Source organism: Kitasatospora misakiensis (assembly GCF_042656005.1).
GTDB classification, from domain to species: Bacteria; Actinomycetota; Actinomycetes; order Streptomycetales; family Streptomycetaceae; genus Kitasatospora; species Kitasatospora misakiensis.
The window spans coordinates 30,922-52,618 of record NZ_JBHSOF010000033.1 but is presented as its reverse complement, the minus strand read 5'-3'; the positions used below and the strand labels follow the sequence as shown (position 1 = coordinate 52,618).

The 21,697-nt window shown below is 74.1% G+C and carries 16 protein-coding genes and 2 pseudogenes; 12 read left to right on the top strand and 6 right to left on the bottom strand.

The annotated features are described in order from the left end of the window. The first annotated feature begins 161 nt into the window (after positions 1-161). Entirely contained in the window at positions 162-1,577 is a 1,416-nt protein-coding gene (locus ACFP3U_RS23455; RefSeq protein WP_380227631.1) for an MFS transporter, read from the top strand. 81 nt (positions 1,578-1,658) lie between these two features. Continuing rightward, entirely contained in the window at positions 1,659-1,871 is a 213-nt protein-coding gene (locus ACFP3U_RS23450) for a KTSC domain-containing protein (RefSeq protein WP_380227597.1), read from the top strand. Between the two features lie 31 nt (positions 1,872-1,902). On the opposite strand, the gene ACFP3U_RS23445 is transcribed toward ACFP3U_RS23450, so the two are convergent. Beyond that, positions 1,903-2,523: an HhH-GPD-type base excision DNA repair protein gene (locus tag ACFP3U_RS23445; protein ID WP_380227596.1), complete on the bottom strand. Its 621-nt coding sequence runs from the start codon at positions 2,521-2,523 to the stop codon at positions 1,903-1,905. Between the two features lie 521 nt (positions 2,524-3,044). On the opposite strand from ACFP3U_RS23445, the gene ACFP3U_RS23440 reads away from it, so the two are divergent. From ACFP3U_RS23440 to ACFP3U_RS23430, 3 genes are all read left to right on the top strand, one after another. Continuing rightward, the gene (locus ACFP3U_RS23440; protein ID WP_380227595.1) at positions 3,045-5,549 is read left to right on the top strand and encodes a terpene synthase family protein; all 2,505 of its coding nucleotides are present in this window, start codon (positions 3,045-3,047) and stop codon (positions 5,547-5,549) included. A gap of 149 nt (positions 5,550-5,698) precedes the next feature. Beyond that, positions 5,699-6,502 (top strand): VOC family protein, encoded by an 804-nt coding sequence (locus ACFP3U_RS23435; protein WP_380227594.1) that lies wholly within the window; start codon positions 5,699-5,701, stop codon positions 6,500-6,502. Next, the gene (locus tag ACFP3U_RS23430; protein ID WP_380227593.1) at positions 6,499-7,029 is read left to right on the top strand and encodes a DinB family protein; all 531 of its coding nucleotides are present in this window, start codon (positions 6,499-6,501) and stop codon (positions 7,027-7,029) included. Before ACFP3U_RS23435 ends, ACFP3U_RS23430 begins: the two co-directional genes overlap by 4 nt. Here ACFP3U_RS23430 and ACFP3U_RS23425 read toward each other — a convergent pair. Then, positions 6,989-7,747 carry an ArsR/SmtB family transcription factor gene (locus ACFP3U_RS23425; protein ID WP_380227592.1) on the bottom strand — a complete coding sequence of 253 codons (759 nt, stop codon included), beginning with the start codon at positions 7,745-7,747 and terminating at the stop codon, positions 6,989-6,991. The genes ACFP3U_RS23430 and ACFP3U_RS23425 overlap by 41 nt on opposite strands. Positions 7,748-7,962: 215 nt before the next feature. Here ACFP3U_RS23425 and ACFP3U_RS23420 point away from each other — a divergent pair. Further along, positions 7,963-9,584: pseudogene (locus ACFP3U_RS23420) on the top strand (isocitrate lyase/phosphoenolpyruvate mutase family protein). A 29-nt stretch (positions 9,585-9,613) separates the two neighbouring features. Here ACFP3U_RS23420 and ACFP3U_RS23415 read toward each other — a convergent pair. Then, a complete protein-coding gene (locus ACFP3U_RS23415) occupies positions 9,614-10,102 on the bottom strand; it encodes an Lrp/AsnC family transcriptional regulator (RefSeq protein WP_380227591.1) in 489 nt (162 codons plus the stop codon). Between the two features lie 158 nt (positions 10,103-10,260). Between ACFP3U_RS23415 and ACFP3U_RS23410 the strand changes: the two genes are divergently transcribed. Further along, positions 10,261-11,823 (top strand): PLP-dependent aminotransferase family protein, encoded by a 1,563-nt coding sequence (locus ACFP3U_RS23410; protein WP_380227590.1) that lies wholly within the window; start codon positions 10,261-10,263, stop codon positions 11,821-11,823. 32 nt (positions 11,824-11,855) lie between these two features. Here ACFP3U_RS23410 and ACFP3U_RS23405 read toward each other — a convergent pair whose 3' ends face one another. Beyond that, positions 11,856-12,548: a response regulator transcription factor gene (locus tag ACFP3U_RS23405; protein ID WP_380227589.1), complete on the bottom strand. Its 693-nt coding sequence runs from the start codon at positions 12,546-12,548 to the stop codon at positions 11,856-11,858. Beyond that, a complete protein-coding gene (locus ACFP3U_RS23400) occupies positions 12,545-13,894 on the bottom strand; it encodes a sensor histidine kinase (protein WP_380227588.1) in 1,350 nt (449 codons plus the stop codon). Before ACFP3U_RS23400 ends, ACFP3U_RS23405 begins: the two co-directional genes overlap by 4 nt. Positions 13,895-14,223: 329 nt before the next feature. Here ACFP3U_RS23400 and ACFP3U_RS23395 point away from each other — a divergent pair. After that, positions 14,224-15,231 (top strand): annotated as a pseudogene (locus tag ACFP3U_RS23395) (MMPL family transporter); the annotation flags it as partial. 430 nt (positions 15,232-15,661) lie between these two features. Continuing rightward, a complete protein-coding gene (locus ACFP3U_RS23390; RefSeq protein ID WP_380227630.1) occupies positions 15,662-16,324 on the top strand; it encodes an MMPL family transporter in 663 nt (220 codons plus the stop codon). A 70-nt stretch (positions 16,325-16,394) separates the two neighbouring features. Here ACFP3U_RS23390 and pdxR read toward each other — a convergent pair whose 3' ends face one another. After that, a complete protein-coding gene (gene pdxR, locus ACFP3U_RS23385; RefSeq protein WP_380227587.1) occupies positions 16,395-17,846 on the bottom strand; it encodes a MocR-like pyridoxine biosynthesis transcription factor PdxR in 1,452 nt (483 codons plus the stop codon). 412 nt (positions 17,847-18,258) lie between these two features. On the opposite strand from pdxR, the gene ACFP3U_RS23380 reads away from it, so the two are divergent. Genes ACFP3U_RS23380 through ACFP3U_RS23370 form a run of 3 tightly spaced genes read left to right on the top strand, consistent with a single transcriptional unit; the run spans position 18,259 to position 21,621 of the window. Further along, positions 18,259-19,044: a B3/B4 domain-containing protein gene (locus tag ACFP3U_RS23380; protein ID WP_380227586.1), complete on the top strand. Its 786-nt coding sequence runs from the start codon at positions 18,259-18,261 to the stop codon at positions 19,042-19,044. Between the two features lie 55 nt (positions 19,045-19,099). Continuing rightward, positions 19,100-20,320 carry an ATP-grasp domain-containing protein gene (locus ACFP3U_RS23375; RefSeq protein WP_380227585.1) on the top strand — a complete coding sequence of 407 codons (1,221 nt, stop codon included), beginning with the start codon at positions 19,100-19,102 and terminating at the stop codon, positions 20,318-20,320. A gap of 5 nt (positions 20,321-20,325) precedes the next feature. After that, positions 20,326-21,621 (top strand): MFS transporter, encoded by a 1,296-nt coding sequence (locus ACFP3U_RS23370; RefSeq protein ID WP_380227583.1) that lies wholly within the window; start codon positions 20,326-20,328, stop codon positions 21,619-21,621. Positions 21,622-21,697: the final 76 nt, after the last annotated feature.

Here is a 21,697-nt window from a genome sequence, read left to right as displayed (position 1 = left end):
TGCTGAAGAACGGCGACGAGGAGCGTGCGGTGGAGAAGGTTTCGGGCCAGGGGGCCGGGCCGGTGGCGGGGCCGGTGTCGGTGGCGGGGCCGGTGGCGGTGCCGGCATCGGTATCGGCGCCGGTGTCGGACCGGCGGAGGTGGATCGCGCTGGCGATCGTGATGACGGCCTCCTTCATGGACCTGGTGGACGTCACGATCGTGAACATCGCGATCCCGAGCATCCAGGAGTCCACGGGGGCGTCGTTCTCCGCCGTGCAGTGGGTGACCGGCGGATACGCGCTGGCCTTCGCCATCGGGCTGATCACCGGCGGCCGGCTGGGTGACATCCACGGCCGGAAGCGGCTGTTCCTGATCGGCATGGCCGGCTTCACGCTCGCCTCGGCGCTCTGCGGTCTGGCGAGCGGCTCCGAGATGCTGGTCGCGATGCGGATCCTCCAGGGCGGGACGGCGGCGCTGATGGTGCCGCAGGTGCTGTCGATCGTCCACGCGACCTTCCCGGCGGAGGAGCGCGGCAAGGTGTTCGGCCTGTTCGGCGCGGTGATCGGCCTGGGCGCGGTCAGCGGTCCGATGATCGGCGCGGTGCTGACGGAGTGGGACGTGTTCGGGCTCGGCTGGCGGCCGATCTTCCTGATCAACCTGCCGGTCGGGATCGCCGGCCTGCTGCTCGGCCGGATCTTCATCACCGAGTCCAAGGCCGAGCGGGCGCTCAAGCTGGACCTGCCGGGCGTGCTGCTGGCCAGCCTCGGCCTGCTGATGCTGATCTACCCGCTGACCCACGGCCGGGAGGCCGGCTGGCCGCTCTGGGGCCACCTGACGATGGCCGGGAGCCTACCGGTGTTCGCGCTGTTCGTCGCGTACGAGCGGGTCAAGACGCGGCGGGACGGCTCGCCGCTGGTGGAGCTGTCGCTGTTCCGGGTGAAGTCGTTCGCGGCGGGCATCGGCGTCCAGCTGACCTTCGGCGTCGTCACCGGGATCTTCTTCCTGGTCTGGACCCTCTACATGCAGCTCGGTCTCGGCTGGAGCCCGCTGAAGGCCGGCGCGACGGGCATCCCGTTCTCGCTCGCGGTGTCCACGGCGGCCGGTGTCTCGGTGCAGCAGCTGGTGCCCCGGTTCGGGCGGAAGGTGCTCCAGGCGGGGGCCCTGGTGATGGCGGCCGGCGTGCTCGTCTACATCGCGGAGGCGCACCGGTACGGCACCGGCATCGCACCCTGGCAGATGGCGCTGCCGCTGGTGGTGATGGGCGCGGGCATGGGCCTGATCGTCGCGCCGATCACCGACGCGGTGCTGGCGGAGGTCCCGCGGGAGCACGCCGGCTCGGCCTCCGGGCTGATCAACACGGTGAACCAGGTCGGCCTGGCGCTCGGCCTGGGCCTGGTCTCGGTGGCCTTCTTCGACGCGGTGCCGGCCGGGACGGCGGCGGGCGCGGCGTTCGTCGGGGCGTTCGAGCACGCGATGTGGTGGGTGCTCGGGGTGCTGGCGGTGGTGTTCCTGCTGATGTTCGCGCTGCCCGGGCGGCGGACGGACGCCGCCCCGGCGGCCGTCGAGGAGGCCGAGAAGGAGCTCGTCCTGATGTAGGCCCGGGGCGGGTGGACTCGGGGGTGGGCCCCGGTCGCGCGGAGTGCGCGGCCGGGGCCCACCGCGCACACTGGGAGGACCATGCTCCGTACGCCGGTGGACTCCTCGGCGCTGCGCTCGGTCGGCTACGACGCGGCGCACCGCATGCTGGAGCTGGAGTTCACCTGCGGCGGCCTGTACGCCTACCGGTCCGTGCCGGGGCGGGTGCACCGCGAACTGGTGGCGGCGGACAGCCTCGGGCGCTACTTCGCCCGGGAGATCCGCGACCGCTACCCGTACCGGCGGCTGCGGTGAGGCCGGGCCCGGCGGTGCGGCCGGGCCCGGCTCAGGCGCGGACCTTCGTCCTGGCCTGGGCGTCCTTCGCGGCCTTCTCCTCCTTGGCGGCGCGCTTCAGCTCCTGCTTGGTGGCGCGCACCTGCTCCAGCGAGTCCGGCCCGGTGATGTCCGCGACCGAGCGGAACGCCCCCTCCTCGCCGTACGCCCCGGCCGCCTCCCGCCAGCCCTCCGGCCGTACGCCGTACTGCTTGCCGAGCAGCGCCAGGAAGATCTGCGACTTCTGCTTCCCGAACCCCGGAAGCGCGTTGAGCCGGCTGAGCACCTCCCGCCCGGTCGCGACGTCCTTCCACAGCGCGGCGGCGTCCCCGTCGTACTGCGCCACCAGGAACTGGCAGAGCTGCTGCACCCGTTTGGCCATCGCCGCCGGATACCGGTGCACCGCCGGCTTCTCGCAGAGCAGGGCGACGAACTCGTCCGGGTTGTACGTGGCGATCTCGTGCGCGTCCAGGTCCTCGTGCCCCAGCCGCCGCGCGATCGTGAGCGGCCCGGTGAACGCCCATTCCATGGGCACCTGCTGGTCCAGCAGCATCCCGACGAGCGCGGCGAGCGGGCTCCGCCCGAGCAGCTCGTCGGCCTCGGGCTGCTGCGCTAGCCGCACGGTGACGTTCATGGGCTGACCTCCTCGGAGCATGGACTCGGGTCGCGCCCAGTCTGCTGGACGGGCGAGGAGGGGGCCGTGTCAACACGCCATGACCAGCCGATTCCTTGGAATCACGGGGTGGTTCGTCAGCGGAGTTCCGTGCGGTGCCGGTGCCGCTGACAGTGCCGCTACGCCAGACCGAGGGTCATGTGAGGGTAGCCGAGGTGGATACGGTCGCCGAGGTCGACACCGAGGCCGGCGATGAAAGCCTCCAGTGGCGGGTGTTCCCTCTATCGGCTGTCGGGTCGCCGCCTGTCGAACTCGGCGGTGCGGGTGGGGTGGTGACGGCGGCGGGCGGTCCGGTCCGAGCGTAGTGGAAGGGTGGGGTGGGGCCGATCAGTCGCACGAGTGAGCTAATGAGGGCCCCGGGGTGGGCAGGTGTTCGAGTGGGGTGGGCTATCTCATATGACTGTTCCGGTTCTCCGGCTGAGATCGGTGAAGTCGGGTAATGCTGTGTCGGCCTTGTCGACGCGTCCAGAAAGGCTCGCCCGGTGTCCCAGCCGTTCGAACTGCCGTCCTTCTACGTGCCGCATCCGGCGCGGCTCAATCCGTACCTTGACGAGGCGCGGGTCCATTCCTCCGCGTGGGCGCGGGAGATGGGCATGTTGGAGGGGTCGGGCGTGTGGACCCGGGCGGATCTGGACGCGCACGACTACGGGCTGCTCTGCGCCTACACCCACCCCGACGCGTCGTCCGAGGTCCTGTCGCTGGTCACCGACTGGTACGTCTGGGTGTTCTTCTTCGACGACCACTTCCTGGAGGTCTTCAAGCGGACCAACGACCGGGTGGGTGGCAAGGCGTACCTGGACCGGCTGCCGCTGTTCATGCCGGCCGATCCGGGCGCGCCGATGCCCGAGCCCACCAATCCGGTCGAGGCCGGGCTGGCCGACCTCTGGCGGCGGACCGTGCCGGCGATGGGTGAGGACTGGCGGGTGCGGTTCGCCGAGAGCACCCGGAATCTGCTCAACGAGTCGCTCTGGGAGCTCGCGAACATCAACGCGGGCCGGATCTCCAACCCCGTCGAGTACATCGAGATGCGCCGCAAGGTGGGCGGCGCGCCCTGGTCCGCCGGGCTGATCGAGTACGCGGCCGGGGCCGAGGTGCCGGCCGAGGTGTCGGGGTCGCGGCCGCTGCGGGTGCTGATGGACGCCTTCTCGGACGGCGTCCACCTGCGCAACGACCTGTTCTCCTACCAGCGCGAGGTCACGGAGGAGGGCGAACTCAGCAACGGCGTCCTGGTGTTGGAGAAGTTCCTGGAGTGCGGCACGCAGGAGGCGGCGGACGCCGTCAACGACCTGCTCACCTCGCGGCTCCAGCAGTTCGAGAACACCGTGGTCACCGAACTGCCGCAGCTGTTCGCCGACACCGGGCTCGACGCGGACGGCTGCGCCCGGGTGCTGGCCTACGTCAAGGGGCTGCAGGACTGGCAGGCCGGCGGGCACGAGTGGCACATGCGGTCGAGTCGGTACATGAACGGCGGCGGCGCGGCCGCGGGCACGGCCACCTGGTGGGACCCGTTCGCGATCGGCGGTGTCGGGACGTCGGCGCTGGACGTGCTGCGGTCCGGCGAGGCGCTGGGTGATCTGGCCGACGAGCTGGGCTCGTTGAGCCGGTCCGGGCCGGTGACGAAGGACTGGGCGCCGACGGTCGGGGAGTCGCCGGTCGCCGCGCTGCTGGCCGCGCTGGGGGCGGCGGGCCCGGGGCCGGGGGCCTCGCTGGAGTCGCCCGGGACCGGTCTGGTCGGCGGCTCGCGCGGGGACGTCGAACCGGGGATCCGGCGGGCGCGGTCGCACGCGCACGTGCCGTTCCAGGCGGTCGGCCCGTCCGTGCTGCCCGAGTTCCGGCTGCCGTTCACGGTCGAGCTGAGCCCCTACCTGGCGGCCTCGCGGCTGCACACGATCGAGTGGGCCGAGCGGATGGGGCTGCTGGAGGCCCGCCCGGACGACCCGTCCGCGGGCATCTGGAGCGCCGAGGACGCCGCCGACTACGATCTCGCGCTCTGCGCGGCCGGCATCCACCCGGACGCCAGCGCCGACCAACTCGACCTCTCCACCGACTGGTTGTTCTGGGGCACCTACGCGGACGACTGGTTCCCGAGGGCGTTCGGCCGGACCGGCGACCTCGCCGGCGCCAAGGCGGCGGTCGCGCGGTACGTGCTGCTCATGCCGGTCGACGGCGAGCCGGCCGCGGAGCCGCTGAACGCGGTGGAGCGCGCGCTGGCCGACCTCTGGGAGCGGACCGCCGGCCCGATGGCCGTCGAGGCGCGCCGGAAGTTCCGCGACACCATCGAGGCGATGGTGTCGAGCTGGATCTGGGAGCTCAACAACCAGGTCCAGAACCGGATCCCGGACCCGGTCGACTACCTGGAGATGCGCCGCGCCACCTTCGGCTCCGAGCTCACCATGAGCCTCGCGCGGCTGGCGCACGGGGAGGTCGTGCCGGACGAGGTCTACGCGAGCGGTCCGATGCGCTCGGTGGAGAACGCCGTCTCCGACTACGCGGCGATGATGAACGACCTCCACTCGTACCAGAAGGAGGTGGAGTTCGAGGGCGAGGTGCACAACGCCGTCCTGGTGGTGCAGACCTTCTTCAACTGCGACTACCCGGCGGCGGTGCGGATCGTCGACGACCTCATGCACTCGCGGCTCGACCAGTTCCAGCACGTGGTGGCCGAGGAGTTCCCGGTGCTGTTCGAGGACTTCCAGCTGGGCGGGCCGGCGCGGGCGACGCTCGCGGGGTACGTCAAGGAGCTGGAGAACTGGCTCGCCGGGATCCTGATCTGGCACCGGGACTGCCGCCGGTACCGGGAGGAGGACCTGCTGCGGCACTTCGGGCGGGAGGCGGCCGGGGCGCCGGCCGCGGCCGCCGAGGAGGTGGCCGAGCCGGGCGGCGGCGTGGTGGGTGCGTTCCTGGGAGGGCCGACCGGGCTGGGGACGTCGGCGGCCTCGGTGTTCGGTGCGGCCGGCCGGGGCGGCGTCGCGGCGGTGGTCGGTTAGTGAGTGGGTGAGCGGCGGTCCACTGGGGTTTTCGGTCCTCGGCGGGCCGCCGCTGGTCGCGGGACGCGCGGGTGTGTGGGTGTGCGGGGCGGCTGGGGACTGACTAGGGTGGCAAATCGGGACAAAATGCCACACGAGAGGGTTCCGCCATGCCTGTGCTACCCGAGGGAACGCCCTGCTGGGCCGACGCGATGTTCACCGACCTGGAGGGCGCGAAGGCGTTCTACGGCGATGTGCTCGGCTGGACCTTCGGTGAGTCCTCCTCCGAGTACGGCAACTACACCCAGGCCTACTCCGACGGCAAGGCGGTCGCCGCGATCGTCCCGCCGATGCCCGGCCAGGACGGGACCGTGGTGTCCGCCTGGTGCCTCTACCTCGCCTCGCCCGACGCCGCCACCACCGCCGAGAAGATCCGCGCCAACGGCGGCGAGGTCCTGATGGGCCCGATGGCGGTCGGCGAGTTCGGTTCGATGGTGATCGCCAAGGACCCGGCGGGCGTCGCCTTCGGCGTCTGGCAGGCCGGCACCCACGAGGGCTTCGAGAAGCAGGGCGCCTCGGGCGCGTACACCTGGGCCGAGGTCATCACCCGGGACGCCGCCGCCGCGGACGGCTTCTTCCCCGCCGTCTTCCCGTACGCGGTGAAGCGGATGGACTCCGAGCAGGTCGACTACAAGATCTTCCACGTCCGGGAGCAGCCGGTGCTCGGCCGGATGCAGGCGGGCCCGACCGACCTGGCGCCCGAGGCGCCGAACTACCTCAGCGTGTACTTCGCCGTGGACGACTGCGATGCCACCGTCGCCAAGGTCACCGAGCGGGGCGGGACACTGCACTTCGGCCCGATGGACAGCCCGTTCGGCCGGTTCGCGGCGGTCGGTGACCCGCAGGGCGCGGCGTTCGGCGTGATCGATCTCGGACGGACGGCCGGCGACATGCCGGCCATGGTGGCGGAGTGACCGCGGCGGCGCCGTCCGGGGCGGCCGGGTCGGCCGGGTCGGGCGGTGAGCGGGCGGAGCTGGTGCAGACCCTCGACAAGCACCGGGGGTTCCTGCGCCTCACGGTCCGCGACCTCACCGACGAGCAGGCCGCCCGGCGCACCACGGTCAGCGAGCTGTGCCTGGCCGGTCTGATCAAGCACGTCGCCGGGACGGAGGCGAGCTGGATGCGGTTCGCGGTCGGCGGCGCGACCGCGATGGCGGCCGAACCGGTCGACTGGGAGGGGCAGTTCAGGATGGCCGAGGGCGAGACCCTGGCCGGGCTGCTCGCCGAGTACGAGCGGGTGGCGGCCGAGACGGACGCCCTGGTGGTGAGCCTGCCGGACCTCGACCTGGCGCATCCGCTGCCGACCGCGCCGTGGTTCGAGCCGGGCGCCGCCTGGTCGGTCCGGCGGGTGCTGCTGCACATCATCGCCGAGACGGCGCAGCACGCCGGGCACGCCGACATCATCCGGGAGGCGCTGGACGGGGCGAAGACGATGGGCTGAGGAGGGTAAGCCAGGCAGCGTCGACGCCGAGCAGGTCGCGCAGGGCCCGGTCGCCGTCCGGCGTCACCCGCAGCGCGCGGCCGGAGCCGATCCGCTCGACCCAGCCCCGGTCCAGCGCCGTCCGACAGAGCAGCGCGCCGAACGCGCCGCCCAGGTGGTTGCGCCGCTCCGTCCAGTCCAGGCAGGTGCGGACCACCGGGCGGGCGCCGCCGCGTCCGGCCCGGGGCGGCAGTTCCACGCCCAGCTCGGCCAGCCAGGCCCGACCGCGGACGGTGAGGGCCGGGCCGGCCTCGTCCGCCACCAGGCCGCGCGCGAGGACGGCGTCGCTGACCGCCACGCCCAGGCGGCCGGCGAGGTGGTCGTAGCACGTCCGGGCGCGGGCCTCGGCGCTCAGCCGGGTGGCCTCGCGGAGGGAGCGCGGGGCGGGGGCGGCGGTGCCCGGGGCGGCGGCGGCCGGGGGCGTGAAGGAGGTGAGGTCCTCGATCAGCGTGGCGACCTCAGGTCCGGCCAGCCGGACGTACCGGTGCCGGCCCTGCCGTTCCTCGGCCAGCAGGCCGCCGGCGATCAGCCGGGAGAGGTGCTCGCTCGCGGTGGACGGCGCCACCCGCGCGTGCCGGGCCAGTTCGCCGGCGGTCCAGGCGCGGCCGTCGAGCAGGGCCGTACAGAACGCGGCGCGGGTCGGATCGGCGAGCAGGGCGGCGAGTTGGACGAGCGACATGCGTCCATGGTGCCCTGCGGACGGTTCGGCGGGCGCCGAAACGTTCCGGTCCTAGCGTGAGGTCCATGCCCGACACCACCGCCTCCGCTGCCCCTTCCGCCCCAGCCACTGGCCCCGTCCCGGTCCGGCGCTTCGAACGGTACGAGGACGTCGTCGCCGCCCTCGCCGATCCCGCGCTGGTGCCGCCGCCCGCCGGGTCGGGACCGGTCGGGGGCATGGCCTGGCTGCGGGCCACCGTGGCCCGGTTCAGCGCGGGGGAGCGGCACGCCGCCCGGCGGGCGTTCGTCGAGGCGGACCTGGCCGGGCTCGACCCGGACGCCCTGCGGTCGGCGGCGGCCGCGGGTGCCGGGGCGGATGTGCGGGTCCGGGCGGTCCGGGTCCTCGCGGAGGCGCTCGGGCTGGCGGAGCCGGAGGAGGTGGCCCGGGCGGTCGTGGTGGTCGCCGGGTCGTACTTCGTCGAGCGGCCGGAAAACCCGGCGGCCGACGCGGCGGTGACCTGGCTGCTGCCCCGGATGCGGCCGGGGGCGGTGCCGGACGGGGACGGTGCGGCGGGTCCGGAGGCGGAGCTGGAGCTGGAGCGGGCGGCGAACCGGATCGGGCTGCTCGTCCAGGCCTGCGACGCCACCGCCACCCTCGTCGAGAACGCCCGTCGCGCGGGCGGGGCGGGCGGCGCCGGGGCGGGGGAGGCCGGGGCGCTCGTCGCCGCGCTGCGGCACGACCCGCCCGTGCGGACCATGCGCCGCCGCGCCGCCCGGGCCACCGAGGTGGGCGGGGTGCCCGTCCCGGCCGGGGCGGAGGTGCTGCTCGACATCGCCGCCGCCCAGGCCGCCCGCCCCGACCTGCCGCCGCTGACCTTCGGCGCCCCGCCGAGGCTGCCCGGGGCGGACGCACGCGCTCGCCATCGCGACCGGCATCCTGCACGGCGCCTCGGCCGCCCCGCCGGTCCTCGCCGTGCCGACCACCTGACCGCCCGACCCGACTTCCGTTCGTACGAGAGGACCGTCCGATGAGCACCACCCCGCACACCCCGCATGCCCCGCTCGACACCCCGTTCGCCGCCCTCCACCGCCGCCCCGGCGAGCCGCTGCTGCTCCCCAACGCCTGGGACCACGCCTCCGCCGCCGTCCTCGCCGAGCAGGGCTTCCCCGCGATCGGCACCACCAGCCTGGGCGTCGCGGCGGCGGCCGGACTGCCCGACGGTGCCGCGGCCACCCGCGACGAGACGCTCCGGCTGGCCCGCCGCCTCGGCCGCTCGGGGCGCTACCTGCTCTCCGTCGACGTGGAGAACGGGTTCAGCGACGATCCGGACGAAGTCGCGGCGCTGGCCGTCGAGTTGGCGGAGGCCGGGGTCGTCGGCATCAACCTGGAGGACGGTCGTCCGGACGGCACGCTCACCCCAGCGGCCGTGCACGCCGCCAAGATCGCCGCGGTCAAGGCCGCCGCGCCCACCCTGTTCGTCAACGCGCGCACCGACACCCACTGGCTGGCCGTGCCCGATCCCGCCGCGGAGACCGACCGCCGGCTCGCCGCCTACGAACGGGCGGGCGCGGACGGCCTGTTCGTCCCCGGCCTGACCGACCCGGCCGCCATCGAGCGGATCTGCGGCACCGTCGCCGGCCCGCTGAACGTCCTCTTCAGCCCGACCGGCCCCGGCCTCGCCGAACTCGCGGCCCTCGGGGTCGCCCGGGTCAGCCTCGGATCGCTCCTCTACCGGACCGCCCTCGCCGCGGCCGTCTCCGCCGCCCTCGCCGTCCGCACCGGTGACCCGGTGTCCGCCGCTCCCGCCGACACCCCCGGCTACGCCACCGTCCAGGCCCTGTACGCCGACGGGCGGTGACACGGAGGTCGGCCCGCCCGGCGCGGGCGTCACTCTTCGGTCAGATAGCGCCGCCCCGGTATCTGTTCGAAGATCAGATTGGTCCGCGTCTGGGCCACCGCCGGGTGGGTGGTGAGGTGGTCCACGACGAAGTCGCGCAGCCCCTCCGGGCCGGCCACGCCGACGTGCAGCAGGTAGTCGTCGGACCCGGCCATGTGGAACACCGCCAGGACGCCGGGCAGGTCGGGCGCGGTGCTGCGGAAGCTCTCGTTCTGCTCGCGGGTGTGCGCCCGCAGCCGGACCGAGATCATCGCCTGGAGTGGCAGTCCGATGGCCGCCGGGTCGATCTCGGTCCGGAACGCGCGGATGATGCCGCGGTCGCGCAGGGCGCGCACCCGCGCCAGACAGGTCGAGGCGGCGACGCCGACGGCCTCGGCGAGCGCGTTGTTCGGCGTGCGGGCGTTCTCGGCGAGGACGCGCAGGATGGCGCGGTCGATGTCGTCGATGGGCGTCCGGTGGGCCTGCGGAAAATTCGGCACGTCGTTCAGGGTCGCCGACCGTGCCGCAGATCCGCAAGGCTGAACCGGCTGCTTTCGAATCTTCTTCGGAACACTTCCGTCAAGGTGGTGAAAAGTTCCATCCTGGCGGGCGAGCGGCCCCGGCCGAATCCGTCCCAGTGAACCGGAGTGCCGCGCCCATGAGCCCCACGACCGCCCGTGCAGCCGCCGTCGACCGCGTCCTCGACTTCGACGGGGCCGCGCTCGACGCGGAGCCGGAGAGCGGGGACTTCGCGATACCCGCCGAGGGCCTCACCGACGGCGAGCGGCTGCGCGCGCTCGACCGCATGGACGGCTACCTCACCCGCAAGCGGCGGCACATGGTCGGCTACCAGGCCACCCAGGAGCTCGCGGGCAGCGCGCTCGACCTCGCCCGCTTCATGCTGAGCAACATCAACAACCTCGGCGACCCGTTCCAGAGCGGCGGCTACAAGCCCAACACCAAGGTCGTCGAACGCGCGGTGCTCGACTACTACGCCCGGCTCTGGCACGCCGGGCCGGCGTACGACCCGGCCGACCCCGAGTCGTACTGGGGCTACATGCTGTCCATGGGCTCGACCGAGGGCAACATGTACGCGCTCTGGAACGCGCGCGACTACCTGACCCGGCCCGGCGCGCCCCGGCCCGGCGCGCCCCGGCCGGTGGCGTTCTACTCGGAGGACACCCACTACTCCTTCGCCAAGGCCGTCCGCGTGCTCGGCGTCGACACCTTCCACGCCGTGGGCGCGGCGGACTACCCGGACGCGTGCCCGCTCGGCGGGGAGTGGCCCGCCGAGGTGCCCTCGCTGCCCGGCCCGTCGGGCCGCTCCTGGGACGGCCCCGGCGCCGTCGACGTGGACGCGCTCGCGGTGCTGGTGGAGTTCTTCGCGGCGAAGGGGCACCCGATCTTCGTCAACTTCAACCTCGGGAGCACCTTCAAGGGCGCCCACGACGACGTCCGGGGTGCCTGCGAGCGCCTGCTGCCGATCTTCGAGCGCCACGGGCTGCTGCCCCGCGCCGGGGAGGACGCGCGCCGGGGCTTCTGGATCCACGTGGACGGCGCGCTCGGCGCCGGCTACGCGCCGTTCCTGCGGATGGCCGCGGCGGACCCGGCGGCGTTCGGCTGGGCGCCGGAGGCCGAGCCGCCGGAGTTCGACTTCGGCCTCACCCTGCCGACCCGGGAGTCCGGGGACGTCGACCCGGTCGCGTCGATCGCCATGAGCGGGCACAAGTGGGCCGGTGTGCCGTGGCCCTGCGGCGTCTTCATGACGAAGACCAGGTACCAGCTCGAACCGCCGACCCAGCCGGAGTACATCGGCGCACCGGACAGCACCTTCGCCGGCTCCCGCAACGGCTTCTCGCCGCTGGTGCTCTGGGACCACCTCTCCCGGCTCTCCTACCGGGACCAGGTCGACCGGATCCGCCGCTCCCAGGAGCTGGCCGCGTACCTGGAGCGCCGGCTCCGCGAGGTGGAGCGGGAGACCGGCGCCGAGCTCTGGCCGGCCAGGACGCCGGGCGCGATCACCGTACGGTTCCGCAAGCCGAGCGCCGAGCTGGTGGCCAAGTGGTCGCTGTCCTCCGAGAACGTCCTGACCACCCCCGGCGACCCGGCCGGGCTGCGCGGGTACGTGCACGTGTTCCTGATGCCCTCGGTCGACCGGGCGAAGCTGGACGCCCTGCTGGACGACCTGGCCCGCGACCCGGTGATCCTCGGCCTGGCCTGACGCCGCGCCACACCGCCGGGCCGCGACAGGCCCTAGGCGCTCCCGCCGCCCGTCCGGGCGGTGACCAGGCCGGACTCGTAGGCGGCGATGACCGCCTGGGCGCGGTCACGGACGTCGAGCTTGCCGAAGATGCTGGTGATGTGGTTCTTCACCGTGGAGTTGCTGATGTCCATCGCCTGGGCGATCCCGGCGTTGTCGAGACCGCAGGCCATCAGCCGCCACACCTCCACCTCGCGCGGCGTGAGCTCCCCCGTCGCGGCGGCGGGCGGCGGCGGGGCGTCGACGGGCGCCCGGACGTAGGTGGAGATCAGCCGGGTGAGCAGGCGCGGCGCGACCGCCGCCTCCCCGGCGTGCACGGTGCGGATCGCCGTGGCGAGGTCCTCCGGTGAGACGTCCTTGGGCAGGAAGCCGTGGGCGCCGGCCCGCAGCGCGGCCACCACGTACTCGTCCATGTCGAAGGTGCTGAGCGCGAGGACCTTGCAGCCGGGCAGGGTGCGGGCCAGCTCCTCGGTCGCGCCCACGCCGTCCAGGACGGGCATCCGGATGTCCATCACCACGACGTCGGGGCGCAGCCGGTGGGCGAGGGCGACGGCCCGCTCGCCGTCCTCGGCCTCGCCGACCACCTCGAAGGACGGGTTCGGCGAGAGGATCAGCGACAGCCCGCGCCGGACCAGCGGCTGGTCGTCCACGAGGAGGACCCGGATCGGGGGCGTCGTGGTGGTCATCGGGTCACCCTCCCGTGCTGGACGGCCGCCTCGGCGGTCTCGTCGGGGGCCAGCGGCAGTTCGGCGAGGACGGCGAAGCCGCCCTCCGGCCGGGGACCGGTCCGCAGCGTGCCGCCGTGCAGGGCGACCCGTTCGCGCATGCCGATCAGGCCGTACCCGCCCCGCTCGCCGGCGGCCGGCCCGGTGTCCGGCGAGGCGAAGCCCGCGCCGTCGTCCCGGACCTCGACGGTGATCCCGTCCGGGCGGTAGCCGAGCCGGACGGACGCGCGGGCCGGTCCGGCGTACTTGCGGGCGTTGGTCAGGCCCTCCTGGACGATCCGGAACACCGTCAGGCCGACGGTCGGCGGCAGCGGCTGCGGGGCGCCGTGGACGCTGAGTTCGGTGGGCAGTCCGGCCCGGCGGGACTCCTCGACCAGCCGGTCGAGGTCCTCCGCCCCGGGCTGCGGCGAGGGCGGGGCGGCGTCCGGTTCGTCGCCGGCCCGCAGGACGTTCAGCAGCTGGCGCATCTCGCGCAGCGCCAGCCGGCCGGAGGACTCCAGGGTGACCAGGGCGTCCCGGACCACCTCCTGGTTGCCGAGGTTGGCGCGGGCGCCGCCGGCCATCAGCTGCATGGTGGTGATGTGGTGGGCCACGATGTCGTGCAACTCCCGGGCGATGCGGCGGCGTTCCTCGGCCACCGCGCGGTCGGCCAGCAGTTGGCGGTTGGCCGCGACCTCGCGCTGCCAGCGCGAGACCGCGAGGCCGGCGGCGGCCACCAGCGCGGTGGAGGCGGTGGCGGCGATGGTCTCTCCCCAGGAGGGGGCGCCGATGCCGCTCTGGCTCAGCATCGTCACCACCGCCGTCGCCGCACTCGCGGCGGCGGTGACGCGACCGCTGCAGTGCCGGGCGACCGAGTACACGGCCACCGTGAGGACGGCGCCGAAGTGGGTGCCCATCGGTGCCAGCACGTTGGCCAGGGTCTCCAGCGCCAGGACGGCGGCGAGCGCCCACACCGGGCGGTGGCGCCGGGCGAGCAGCGGCAGGCCCGACAGCAGGAGGAGTAGGAAGCCCGGCACGCTGATGCTGCGGGCGCCCTCGACCTGGTTGAAGAGCAGGTAGGCCACCAGGTCGAGCAGGCCGGCGCCGACGGCCACCAGCGCGTCGGTGTGGCTCCACGGGGAGCCGTCCGCCGGGACCGGCGCGGTGCTGTCCGCCGGGACCGGCGCGGTGCCGTCCACCGGGCCTGACGCGGTGCCGTCCACCGGGCCCGACGCGGCGGTGCCGTCCGTCCGGTTCGGCGGCGCTGCCGCGTCCGCTCCGGGGCGCTGACGCCCGTCCATCTCGGTCCTCCCGGGCTGGTCAGCCATGATGCCCCATTCTGGCACCGCCCCACCGGGCCTGACGTGGTCCCCGCGGCCGAGAGCGGGCGGCCGGAACCAGGAGCACGGTCCCGGGTCCGGGCCCGCCGGGGGAGCTGGGGCCCCGCCCCGGATCGTCCGCTGCCCGGACGCCCGCCACCCCCGCCGCCTGATGGTCTGGGAACAGGCCGGGAACCCCCGGTTCCGAAGCCGACGTTCGCGTCCAGCCGCCGGGGGGCAGCGTGATCCGCGCACTGACCCGTTTCTCGACCAGAAACGCGTGGAAGGTCATCGCCCTCTGGGTGGTACTGGGCGTCGGGCTGGGGGTGTTGGGCCCGATGCTGATCTCCCGGGTCACCCAGTCGCAGAGCGGTGACTTCCTGCCCGGCGGCTACGACTCCGCCGCCGCCCTGCGGATCGCCGAGGAGGACTTCGGGATCAAGCCGGACGCCACCACGGTGACGGTGCTGGTCGCCCGGGCCGACGGCCAGGCCCTCACCCCCGCCGACCAGCAGCGGATCGAGGCCGAGGCGGCGAAGCTCGGGCAGCGCCGGGTGGTCATGCCCCGGAAGGACGACGAGCCGGAGTTCCTGGTGCCCGACCACTCCCAGACCCCCCGGGTCGCCCCGGCGATGGTCGCCCCCGACCGGAGCTTCGAACTGCTCTCCGCCGAACTGACCGGGAACGCCGCGGACGAGGGCGTCCAGAGCGTCTACCGGGCCTTCCGGGACGGCGCCCGCGCGCAGTTCGGCGAGGCCGGGATGCGCACCGGCTTCACCGGCGGCCTGGCCGAGGCCGCCGACACCTCCGACGCCAACCGGACCGCCGCGACGATCGGCAGCAGCCTGGTGCTGGGCCTGATCGTGCTGCTCAACGTGCTGGTGTTCCGCAGCGTGCTCGCGGCCCTGCTGCCGATCCTCGCCGTCGCGATGATCAGCGCCGCGGCCACCGGAGCGGTGGCCGGCGCCGCGGCGCTCACCGGACTCAAGCTGGACGCCTCCACCCCGGGCCTGATCGCCGTGGTGCTGCTCGGCATCGGGATCGACTACCTGCTGTTCCTGCTCTTCCGGTTCCGCGAGCACCTGCGGGCCCGGCCCGACCAGCCCGCCCGCGAGGCCGCCGCCGAGGTGTCCGGCCGGGTCGGCACGGCGATCACCTCGGCGGCGCTGACCATCGTGGCCGCCTTCGCCACCCTGGGCGTCGCGAGCTTCGGGCAGTTCCGCTCGCTCGGCCCGGCCATCGCCGTCGCCGTCCTGGTCATGCTGCTGGGCAGCCTCACCCTGATGCCGGCCCTGCTCGCCGCCTGCGGCCGCCGGATGTTCTGGCCGTCCCGCAGCCTGCGCCGGGAGCCGCGCGAGGGCGTCGCCGCCCGCTTCGGCGCGCTGGTCGCCCGCCGGCCGTTCGCCGTGCTCGTCGCCTCCGTCGCGCTGCTCGGCGCGCTGGCCGCCGGGATGACCGGGATCCGGATGGACTACGGGCAGGGCGGCGACTCCGGGACGCCGGCCGCCGCGACCGCCGCCGAGATCTCCCGCGCGCTGCCGGCCGGCGTGTCCGACCCGACCAGCGTCTATCTCACCGCCACCGACGGCGGCACCCTGGACGCCCGCCGGCTGGACGGCCTCTCCCGCGCGCTCGGCCAGGTCGAGGGCGTCGGCCAGGTGGCCGGCACCGTCCTGAACGCGGACCACCGGGCCGCCCGGATCGACCTCTTCCTGACCGCCGACCCGCAGAGCCGGCGGGCCCGCGACCTGGCCTCAGGCCCGGTCCGCGCCGCCGGTGGCCGCCCACACCCCGGCCGGTACGAGCGCCCATGTGGGCGGCACGGCGGCGATCTTCGCCGACATCTCCGAGGCCGTCGACCACGACCTGGCGGTCGTCTTCCCGGTCGCGGCGGCCCTCATCGCCCTGATCCTGCTGCTGCTCCTGCGCAGTCTGCTCGCCCCGGTGGTGCTGATGCTCGCCGTCGGGCTCGGCTTCGCCGCCACCCTCGGCGCCGCGACCCTGGTGTTCCAGCACCTGCTGGACAAGCCCGGCGTCAGCTTCACCCTCCCGCTGGTGCTGTTCCTCTTCGTGGTGGCCCTGGGCACCGACTACAACATCCTCATCACCGACCGGATCCGCGAGGAGATGCACCACCCCGGGCCGGTCCGCGGCGCGGTGGCCCGCGCCGTCCGCCACACCGCCCCGGCGATCGCCACGGCGGGCCTGGTCCTGGCCGGCTCCTTCGCGACCCTCGCGATCACGCCGGGCAGCGAGCAGGTCGCCTTCGCGATGACGCTCGGCATCCTGCTCTCGGCCGTCGTCCTCTTGTTGGTCCTGGTCCCCGCCCTGGCGGCGCTGCTCGGCCGCGCCCTCTGGTGGCCGCTGCGGCCCACGCCGCGCCGCGCCCCCGCCGCCCAGGCGCCGGCCCCGTCCCCTGACCGGATCCCCGTCCCCTGACCACCACCCCCACTCTCACCGGAGGCCCGGCCTGCCCCTCGCAGGCCGGGCCTCCCGGCGTGTCCCGCCGCTACGACGCGTTCGCGCCGACCTGGCCGGCCGGCAACCGGCGGTAGGCGGCGCCGAGTTCGGCGATGCCGCGGACCAGGCCGTCGCATCCGACGGTGGCGTAGCTGAGGACCAGCGCCGGCGGACGGCTGGTGTCGGTGAGGGTGTGGAACCGGCCGCCGCGGATCAGGACGGAGCGCGTCCGGGCCGCGCGGATCAGGGAGTCCTCGTCCACGGCGGGCGGGAGTTCGAGGTAGGCCTGCAGCCCGCCGTCGCCGCCGAGGACGCGGGTGCCGGGCAGGTGGCGGGCGGTCTCCTGCCGGACGACCTCGCGGCGCCGGCCGAACTCCGCGCGCAGCCGGCGCTGGTGGCGGTCGAGCGCGCCCGTGTCGATGAAGCGGGCGAAGGCGAGCTGTTCCAGGCCCGAGCACCCGATGTCCCAGCCGGCGCGCACGTGTTCCAGGGAGGCCATCAGCTCGGACGGCGCGGCGACCCAGCCCAGCCGCAGCGCGGGGGCGAGGACCTTGCTGGCACTGCCCGCGTAGACGACCCGGTCCGGGGCCAGGCTCTGCAGGGCCGAGGGCTGGCCGGCCCGGCTCTGGTAGGCGTTGTCGTAGTCGTCCTCGATCACGTAGCCGTCGACCGCGCGGGCCCAGGAGATCAGCTGTTCGCGGCGCGCGGGGCTCAGGCAGGCGCCGGTGGGGAACTGGTGGCCGGGGGTGGTCAGGACGACCCGGGCGCCGGAGCGTTCGAGCAGGTCGACGCGGATGCCCTCGGCGTCGACCGGGATGCCGACCGGCCGGAGGTGGGCGCTCGCGATGAACTCCCGCTCGCCCGGGTGCCCCGGGTCCTCCACGGCCAGGGCCCGGTGGCCGCGGTCCCGGAGGACGCGGCAGAGCAGGGCGAGGCCCTGGGCGAAGCCCGAGGTGATCATGAGGTCCTCGGGGCGGGTGCGGACCCCGCGGACCCGGCCGAGGTAGCCGGCCAGGATGTGCCGGGTCAGCGGGACCCCGGCGGGCGGGGAGTAGCTGAGTTCGCGGTGGCCGGCGTCGGCCAGCGCGGCGGTGACGCAGCGGATCCACTCCTGGCGCGGGAAGGCGAGCAGGTTCGAGGTGCCGGTCCGGAGGTCCCAGGCGGCCTCGCTGCCGTCGCCGTCCGCCGGGGCGGAGGTGGACGTGGAGGCCGCGGCGGTGAGGGCGGAGTCGACGGGGGCCAGGCCGCCGCCGTCCGCGGCGACCGAGGTGCCCGAGCCGCGCCGGGTCACCAGGTAGCCCTCGGCGGCCAGTTGTTCGTACGCCTCCACCACCACGCTGCGGGAGACGCCGAGGTCGGCGGCGAGCTGACGGCTGGAGGGTAATCGGGTGCCGGTGCGGAGCGTCCCGTCCTCGACCAGGCGACGGACCGAGTCGCGTACCTGCAGGGCCAGTGGAACGCGTGAGGCGCGATCCACCTCAAGGGCCAGATGCCAGGACAAGTGGCCTCCTGTGCAGAGGGTGAAGTGGTATGGACCGAGCATTGTCACATTTGGTGGACTCGTCTCGCACGGACATCCGAAGCGTGAGGACACGCGAGGGGGGTCGGGGCGGACCGCGGGGGCGGTCGCGTCGGCGGATGCGGAGTCAGGGCGCGTACGCGCGGGGGGCGGCGCTCACGCCCGCCGGAGTCAGCCGCCGGGTGGACGCACGTGGCACGGCCGCAAGGGGCACAGCCGCAAGTAGCACTGCCGCAAGTTGCACGGCCGCAAGGGGCACGGACGCAAGTGGCACAGCTGGCACAGCCGTAAGTGGCACCAACAGATGACCGGGAATTGGCCGCAGTCGGCCGCGGCTCCGCTCCCTATCGTCGGTCACGTCATCAACCCAGCTCGGACACGAAGGACTCACCTCATGGACCGGACCAGCGCCCTGAAGGTCACCGTCGACGCAAGCTTTCTGGCGCGGGTGCCCGGCTACGTCCTCGGGCTGATCGCCGTGCCGGCGGTCCACGTCGCGGCGGCCGTGCCGGAGGTCGACGCCCTGCTCGGCGCCGCCGAGGACGCCGTCCACCTGCTCTCCCTGGGGAAGGCCGAGGTCTCCGCCCTGCCCCCGATCGCCGCCTGGCGGGACGCGTACCGCAGCGTCGACGTCAACCCCAACCGCTTCCCCTGCGCGGCCGAGTCGGTGCTGCGCCGGGTGGCCAAGGGCGACCGGCTGCCGCGGATCAACTCCCTGGTGGACCTCTGCAACGGCGTCTCGCTCGACAGCCGGCTGCCGGTCGCCTCCTGCGACGTCGGCGACATCACCGGCGAGCTGGCCGTCCGGCTGGCCCACGGCGGCGAGACCTACCTGCCGCTGGGGGCGCCGGACGCGCCGGAGCACCCAGAAGCGGGTGAGGTGGTCTACGCCGACGCCCAGGACCGCGCGCATTCGCGCCGGTGGAACTGGCGGCAGAGCGAGGTGATCAGGACCGACGTCGGCCGACGCCGGCTGCTGCTCACGGTCGAGGCGGTGCACGAGGGCGGACGCGCGGACGTGGAGCGCGCGCTCGACCGCCTCGCCAGCGCGCTCGACGGCCTCGGCGCGTTGCGTGAGCGGCCCGTCGTGCTCGACGCCGCCGAAGCCGGGGCCGAACTCTTCGTGTCGGGGCCGACGGCCGGGCCGGCCGAGGCCGAGTCGTCCGTCGTCGCGGGTTGACCGTCGTGGGAGCCGGCCCGAGCGCCGGCCCGACCACTACCTCCAGGAGGACCCGATGAGCCCCGCGATTCTGATCGTCTACCGCCCGGCCGCCGGCCGCTACCTCGCGCAGTTCCGCAGTGTGGTCGCGGTCGCCACCGAACTCGGCCACCGGCCGGTCGTGCTGGTGCCGACCGGTGAACTACCGCCCGAGGTCGACGGGTTGACGGTGCGGGAGGCCGACCTGGACTCCACCCCGGCCTTCCGGGCCGCGGTGGACGATATCGCCGCCGAGCACCGGCTGGTCCGGATCTTCCCGCTCTTCGAGGGGGACGTGCTGCCCGCCGCCCGGGCCCGCCGCGACCACGGCATCCCCGGACTGACGCCGGACCAGGCGCTCAACTTCCGCGACAAGAACGTCATGCACCGCCGCGCCGAGGAGCTCGGCGTCCGGGTCGCCCGCTCCTGCCGCCCCGACACCCTCGGCGCGGTCGAGGAGTTCGCCGCCCAGGTCGGCTACCCGCTGGTGATCAAGCCGTACGCGGGCTGGGCCTGCGGCAGCACCTACCGGGTCGACGGCGCCGAGCGCCTGGCCGAGGTGTGGCAGGAGATGGGCGACGACCGGCACGAGTACCGGGTCGAGGAGTTCGTCCGCGGCACCGAGTTCCACGTGGACTCGCTGCTGCAGGACGGCGAGGTGGTCTTCGAGCAGCTCTCCCGCTACACCTACTCGGTGCTGGAGTACCGGGACGAGCCGGGCGGCACCATCTCCCGCAAGCACGACCTCTCCAAGCGCGAGCAGCGCATCCTGGAGCTCAACGCCACGGTGCTGCGCGGCTTCGGGATGCGCACCGGCGTCGCGCACGTCGAGTTCTTCCTGCTCGACGACGGCGAGGTGGTCTTCGGCGAGGCGGGCGCCCGGGCGGGCGGCGGCTCGATCGTCCCGGCGATCCAGGCCGGGCGCGGCATCAACCTGGCCGGCGAGTGGGCCCGGCTCGAACTCGACCCGGCGCACCGCACCGAGGCCCGGCTCGGCCCGGAGATCGGCACCGAGTACCTGTCCTCGGGCAAGTACGGCCGGATCACCGGGATCAGCTCCCCCGGGGAGCTCAACGCGCTCGACGGCGTACTGGACGCGGACGTCTGGAAGAGCGTCGGCGACGTGCTGGCCCCGCCGGTCGCCTCCAACGACGTGCTCGGCTGGTACGTCTGCGAGGGCCGCGACTACAAGGACGTGCTGACGCGCTTCGTGGCCGTCCGCAGCGCCTTCCGGGTCGAGACCGAGTCGGCGGTCTGACCGGGATGGGTACGGACACTTCGGAGGGGGCCGCCGCCACGACCTGGACGGCCAGGTTCAAGGAACTCCCGCTCCCGCTGCGGGTGCTGTTCGTGACGTCCTTCGTCAACCGCGCGGGCATGTTCGTCTTCCCGCTGCTCGCCGTCTACCTGGTGCGCAGCAAGGACCTCGGCACCGCCGAGGCCGGTCTGCTGATCTCGGTCGGCTCGACCGGCCTGCTGGTCGGCTCGCTGCTCAGCGGGCCGCTCTGCGACCTGCGCGGCCGGCGCCCCGCCCTGGTCGCCGCCCTCGCGCTGAACGCGCTCGGCTATCTCGGCCTCGGCACCCTGGACGGCCCGCCGTGGACGTACGCGCTGCTGCTGTTCGTCGCCCTGGTGGGGATGGGCATGTTCGGCCCGGCGGCCAACACCCTGATCGCCGACCTGGCCACCCCCGAGCAGCGGCCGTTCGCGTACACGGTCAGCTACATCGGCAACAACCTGGGGATGGGCATCGGCCCGCTGCTCGGCGGGCTCGCCGCCGCGTACTCCTACCACCTGATGTTCGCGGGCAACATCGCCGTCGGCGTGCTGTGCGCGGTGGTGATCCGGATCTGGGTGCCCCGGGACGACCGGACCGGCGCCGTCCGGCCCAAGGCGGCCGGCCGGGGCGGCTCCGTACGGCTCGGCGGCGTCCACGGCCACGTGCTGTGGCTGGTGCTCGCCTCCTTCTTCTACGTGGCCCCGCTGATCGGACTGGAGTACGCGCTGCCGCTGGCCGTCACCACCGAGCTGAACGCCTCGGCCGGGCTGGTCGGCGTGGTCTACACGGTGAACAGCGTGGTCGTGGTGGGCCTCGGGCTCCAGTTGGAGAAGCGGATCGCGCGCTACCGCACCCGCTCCCTGCTGCTCGTGGCCGGCGCGCTGTGGGCGCTGGGGCTCGCCGTGCTCGACTTCGGCTTCTCGCTCGCCGCAGTGCTGGCCTCCACGGTGGTGTGGACGCTCGGCGAGATCATCGCCTCCGTGGTGGTGCCCACCTACATCGCCGACCACGTCGACGAGCACCGGGTCGGCCGCTTCATGGCGCTCAACGGCTTCGTGCTGGGCCTGGCCCGCCTGGTGGTGCCGTTCGGCCTCGGGCTGATCTGGCAGCACCAGGGGGCGCGTCCGGTGCTGCACACCATGCTCGTCACGCCGCTGCTCGGCATCGCCGTGTTCGCGGTGCTCCGCATCCGGTCCGCCGCCAAGAGCGAGCCGGCCCCCGTCACCCCCGTCTCCCCCGCCGCGCCCGGACCGGCCGACGCCGTCCACTCCGGGGCCTGACGTACCCGCGCCATCCGATCGACCGACGTACCCGCCCCATCCGATCCACCGACGTATCCATTCATTCTGGGAGGGC

Excerpts from the sequence above, each read along its gene's own strand:
- ACFP3U_RS23455 (WP_380227631.1), top strand. The coding sequence starts at position 162 with ATGACGGCCTCCTTCATGGACCTGGTGGACGTCACGATCGTGAACATC.
- ACFP3U_RS23450 (WP_380227597.1), top strand. The coding sequence starts at position 1,659 with ATGCTCCGTACGCCGGTGGACTCCTCGGCGCTGCGCTCGGTCGGCTAC.
- ACFP3U_RS23445 (WP_380227596.1), bottom strand. The coding sequence starts at position 2,523 with ATGAACGTCACCGTGCGGCTAGCGCAGCAGCCCGAGGCCGACGAGCTG.
- ACFP3U_RS23435 (WP_380227594.1), top strand. The coding sequence starts at position 5,699 with ATGCCTGTGCTACCCGAGGGAACGCCCTGCTGGGCCGACGCGATGTTC.
- ACFP3U_RS23425 (WP_380227592.1), bottom strand. The coding sequence starts at position 7,747 with ATGTCGCTCGTCCAACTCGCCGCCCTGCTCGCCGATCCGACCCGCGCC.
- ACFP3U_RS23410 (WP_380227590.1), top strand. The coding sequence starts at position 10,261 with ATGAGCCCCACGACCGCCCGTGCAGCCGCCGTCGACCGCGTCCTCGAC.
- ACFP3U_RS23405 (WP_380227589.1), bottom strand. The coding sequence starts at position 12,548 with ATGACCACCACGACGCCCCCGATCCGGGTCCTCCTCGTGGACGACCAG.
- ACFP3U_RS23400 (WP_380227588.1), bottom strand. The coding sequence starts at position 13,894 with ATGGCTGACCAGCCCGGGAGGACCGAGATGGACGGGCGTCAGCGCCCC.
- ACFP3U_RS23380 (WP_380227586.1), top strand. The coding sequence starts at position 18,259 with ATGGACCGGACCAGCGCCCTGAAGGTCACCGTCGACGCAAGCTTTCTG.
- ACFP3U_RS23375 (WP_380227585.1), top strand. The coding sequence starts at position 19,100 with ATGAGCCCCGCGATTCTGATCGTCTACCGCCCGGCCGCCGGCCGCTAC.
- ACFP3U_RS23370 (WP_380227583.1), top strand. The coding sequence starts at position 20,326 with ATGGGTACGGACACTTCGGAGGGGGCCGCCGCCACGACCTGGACGGCC.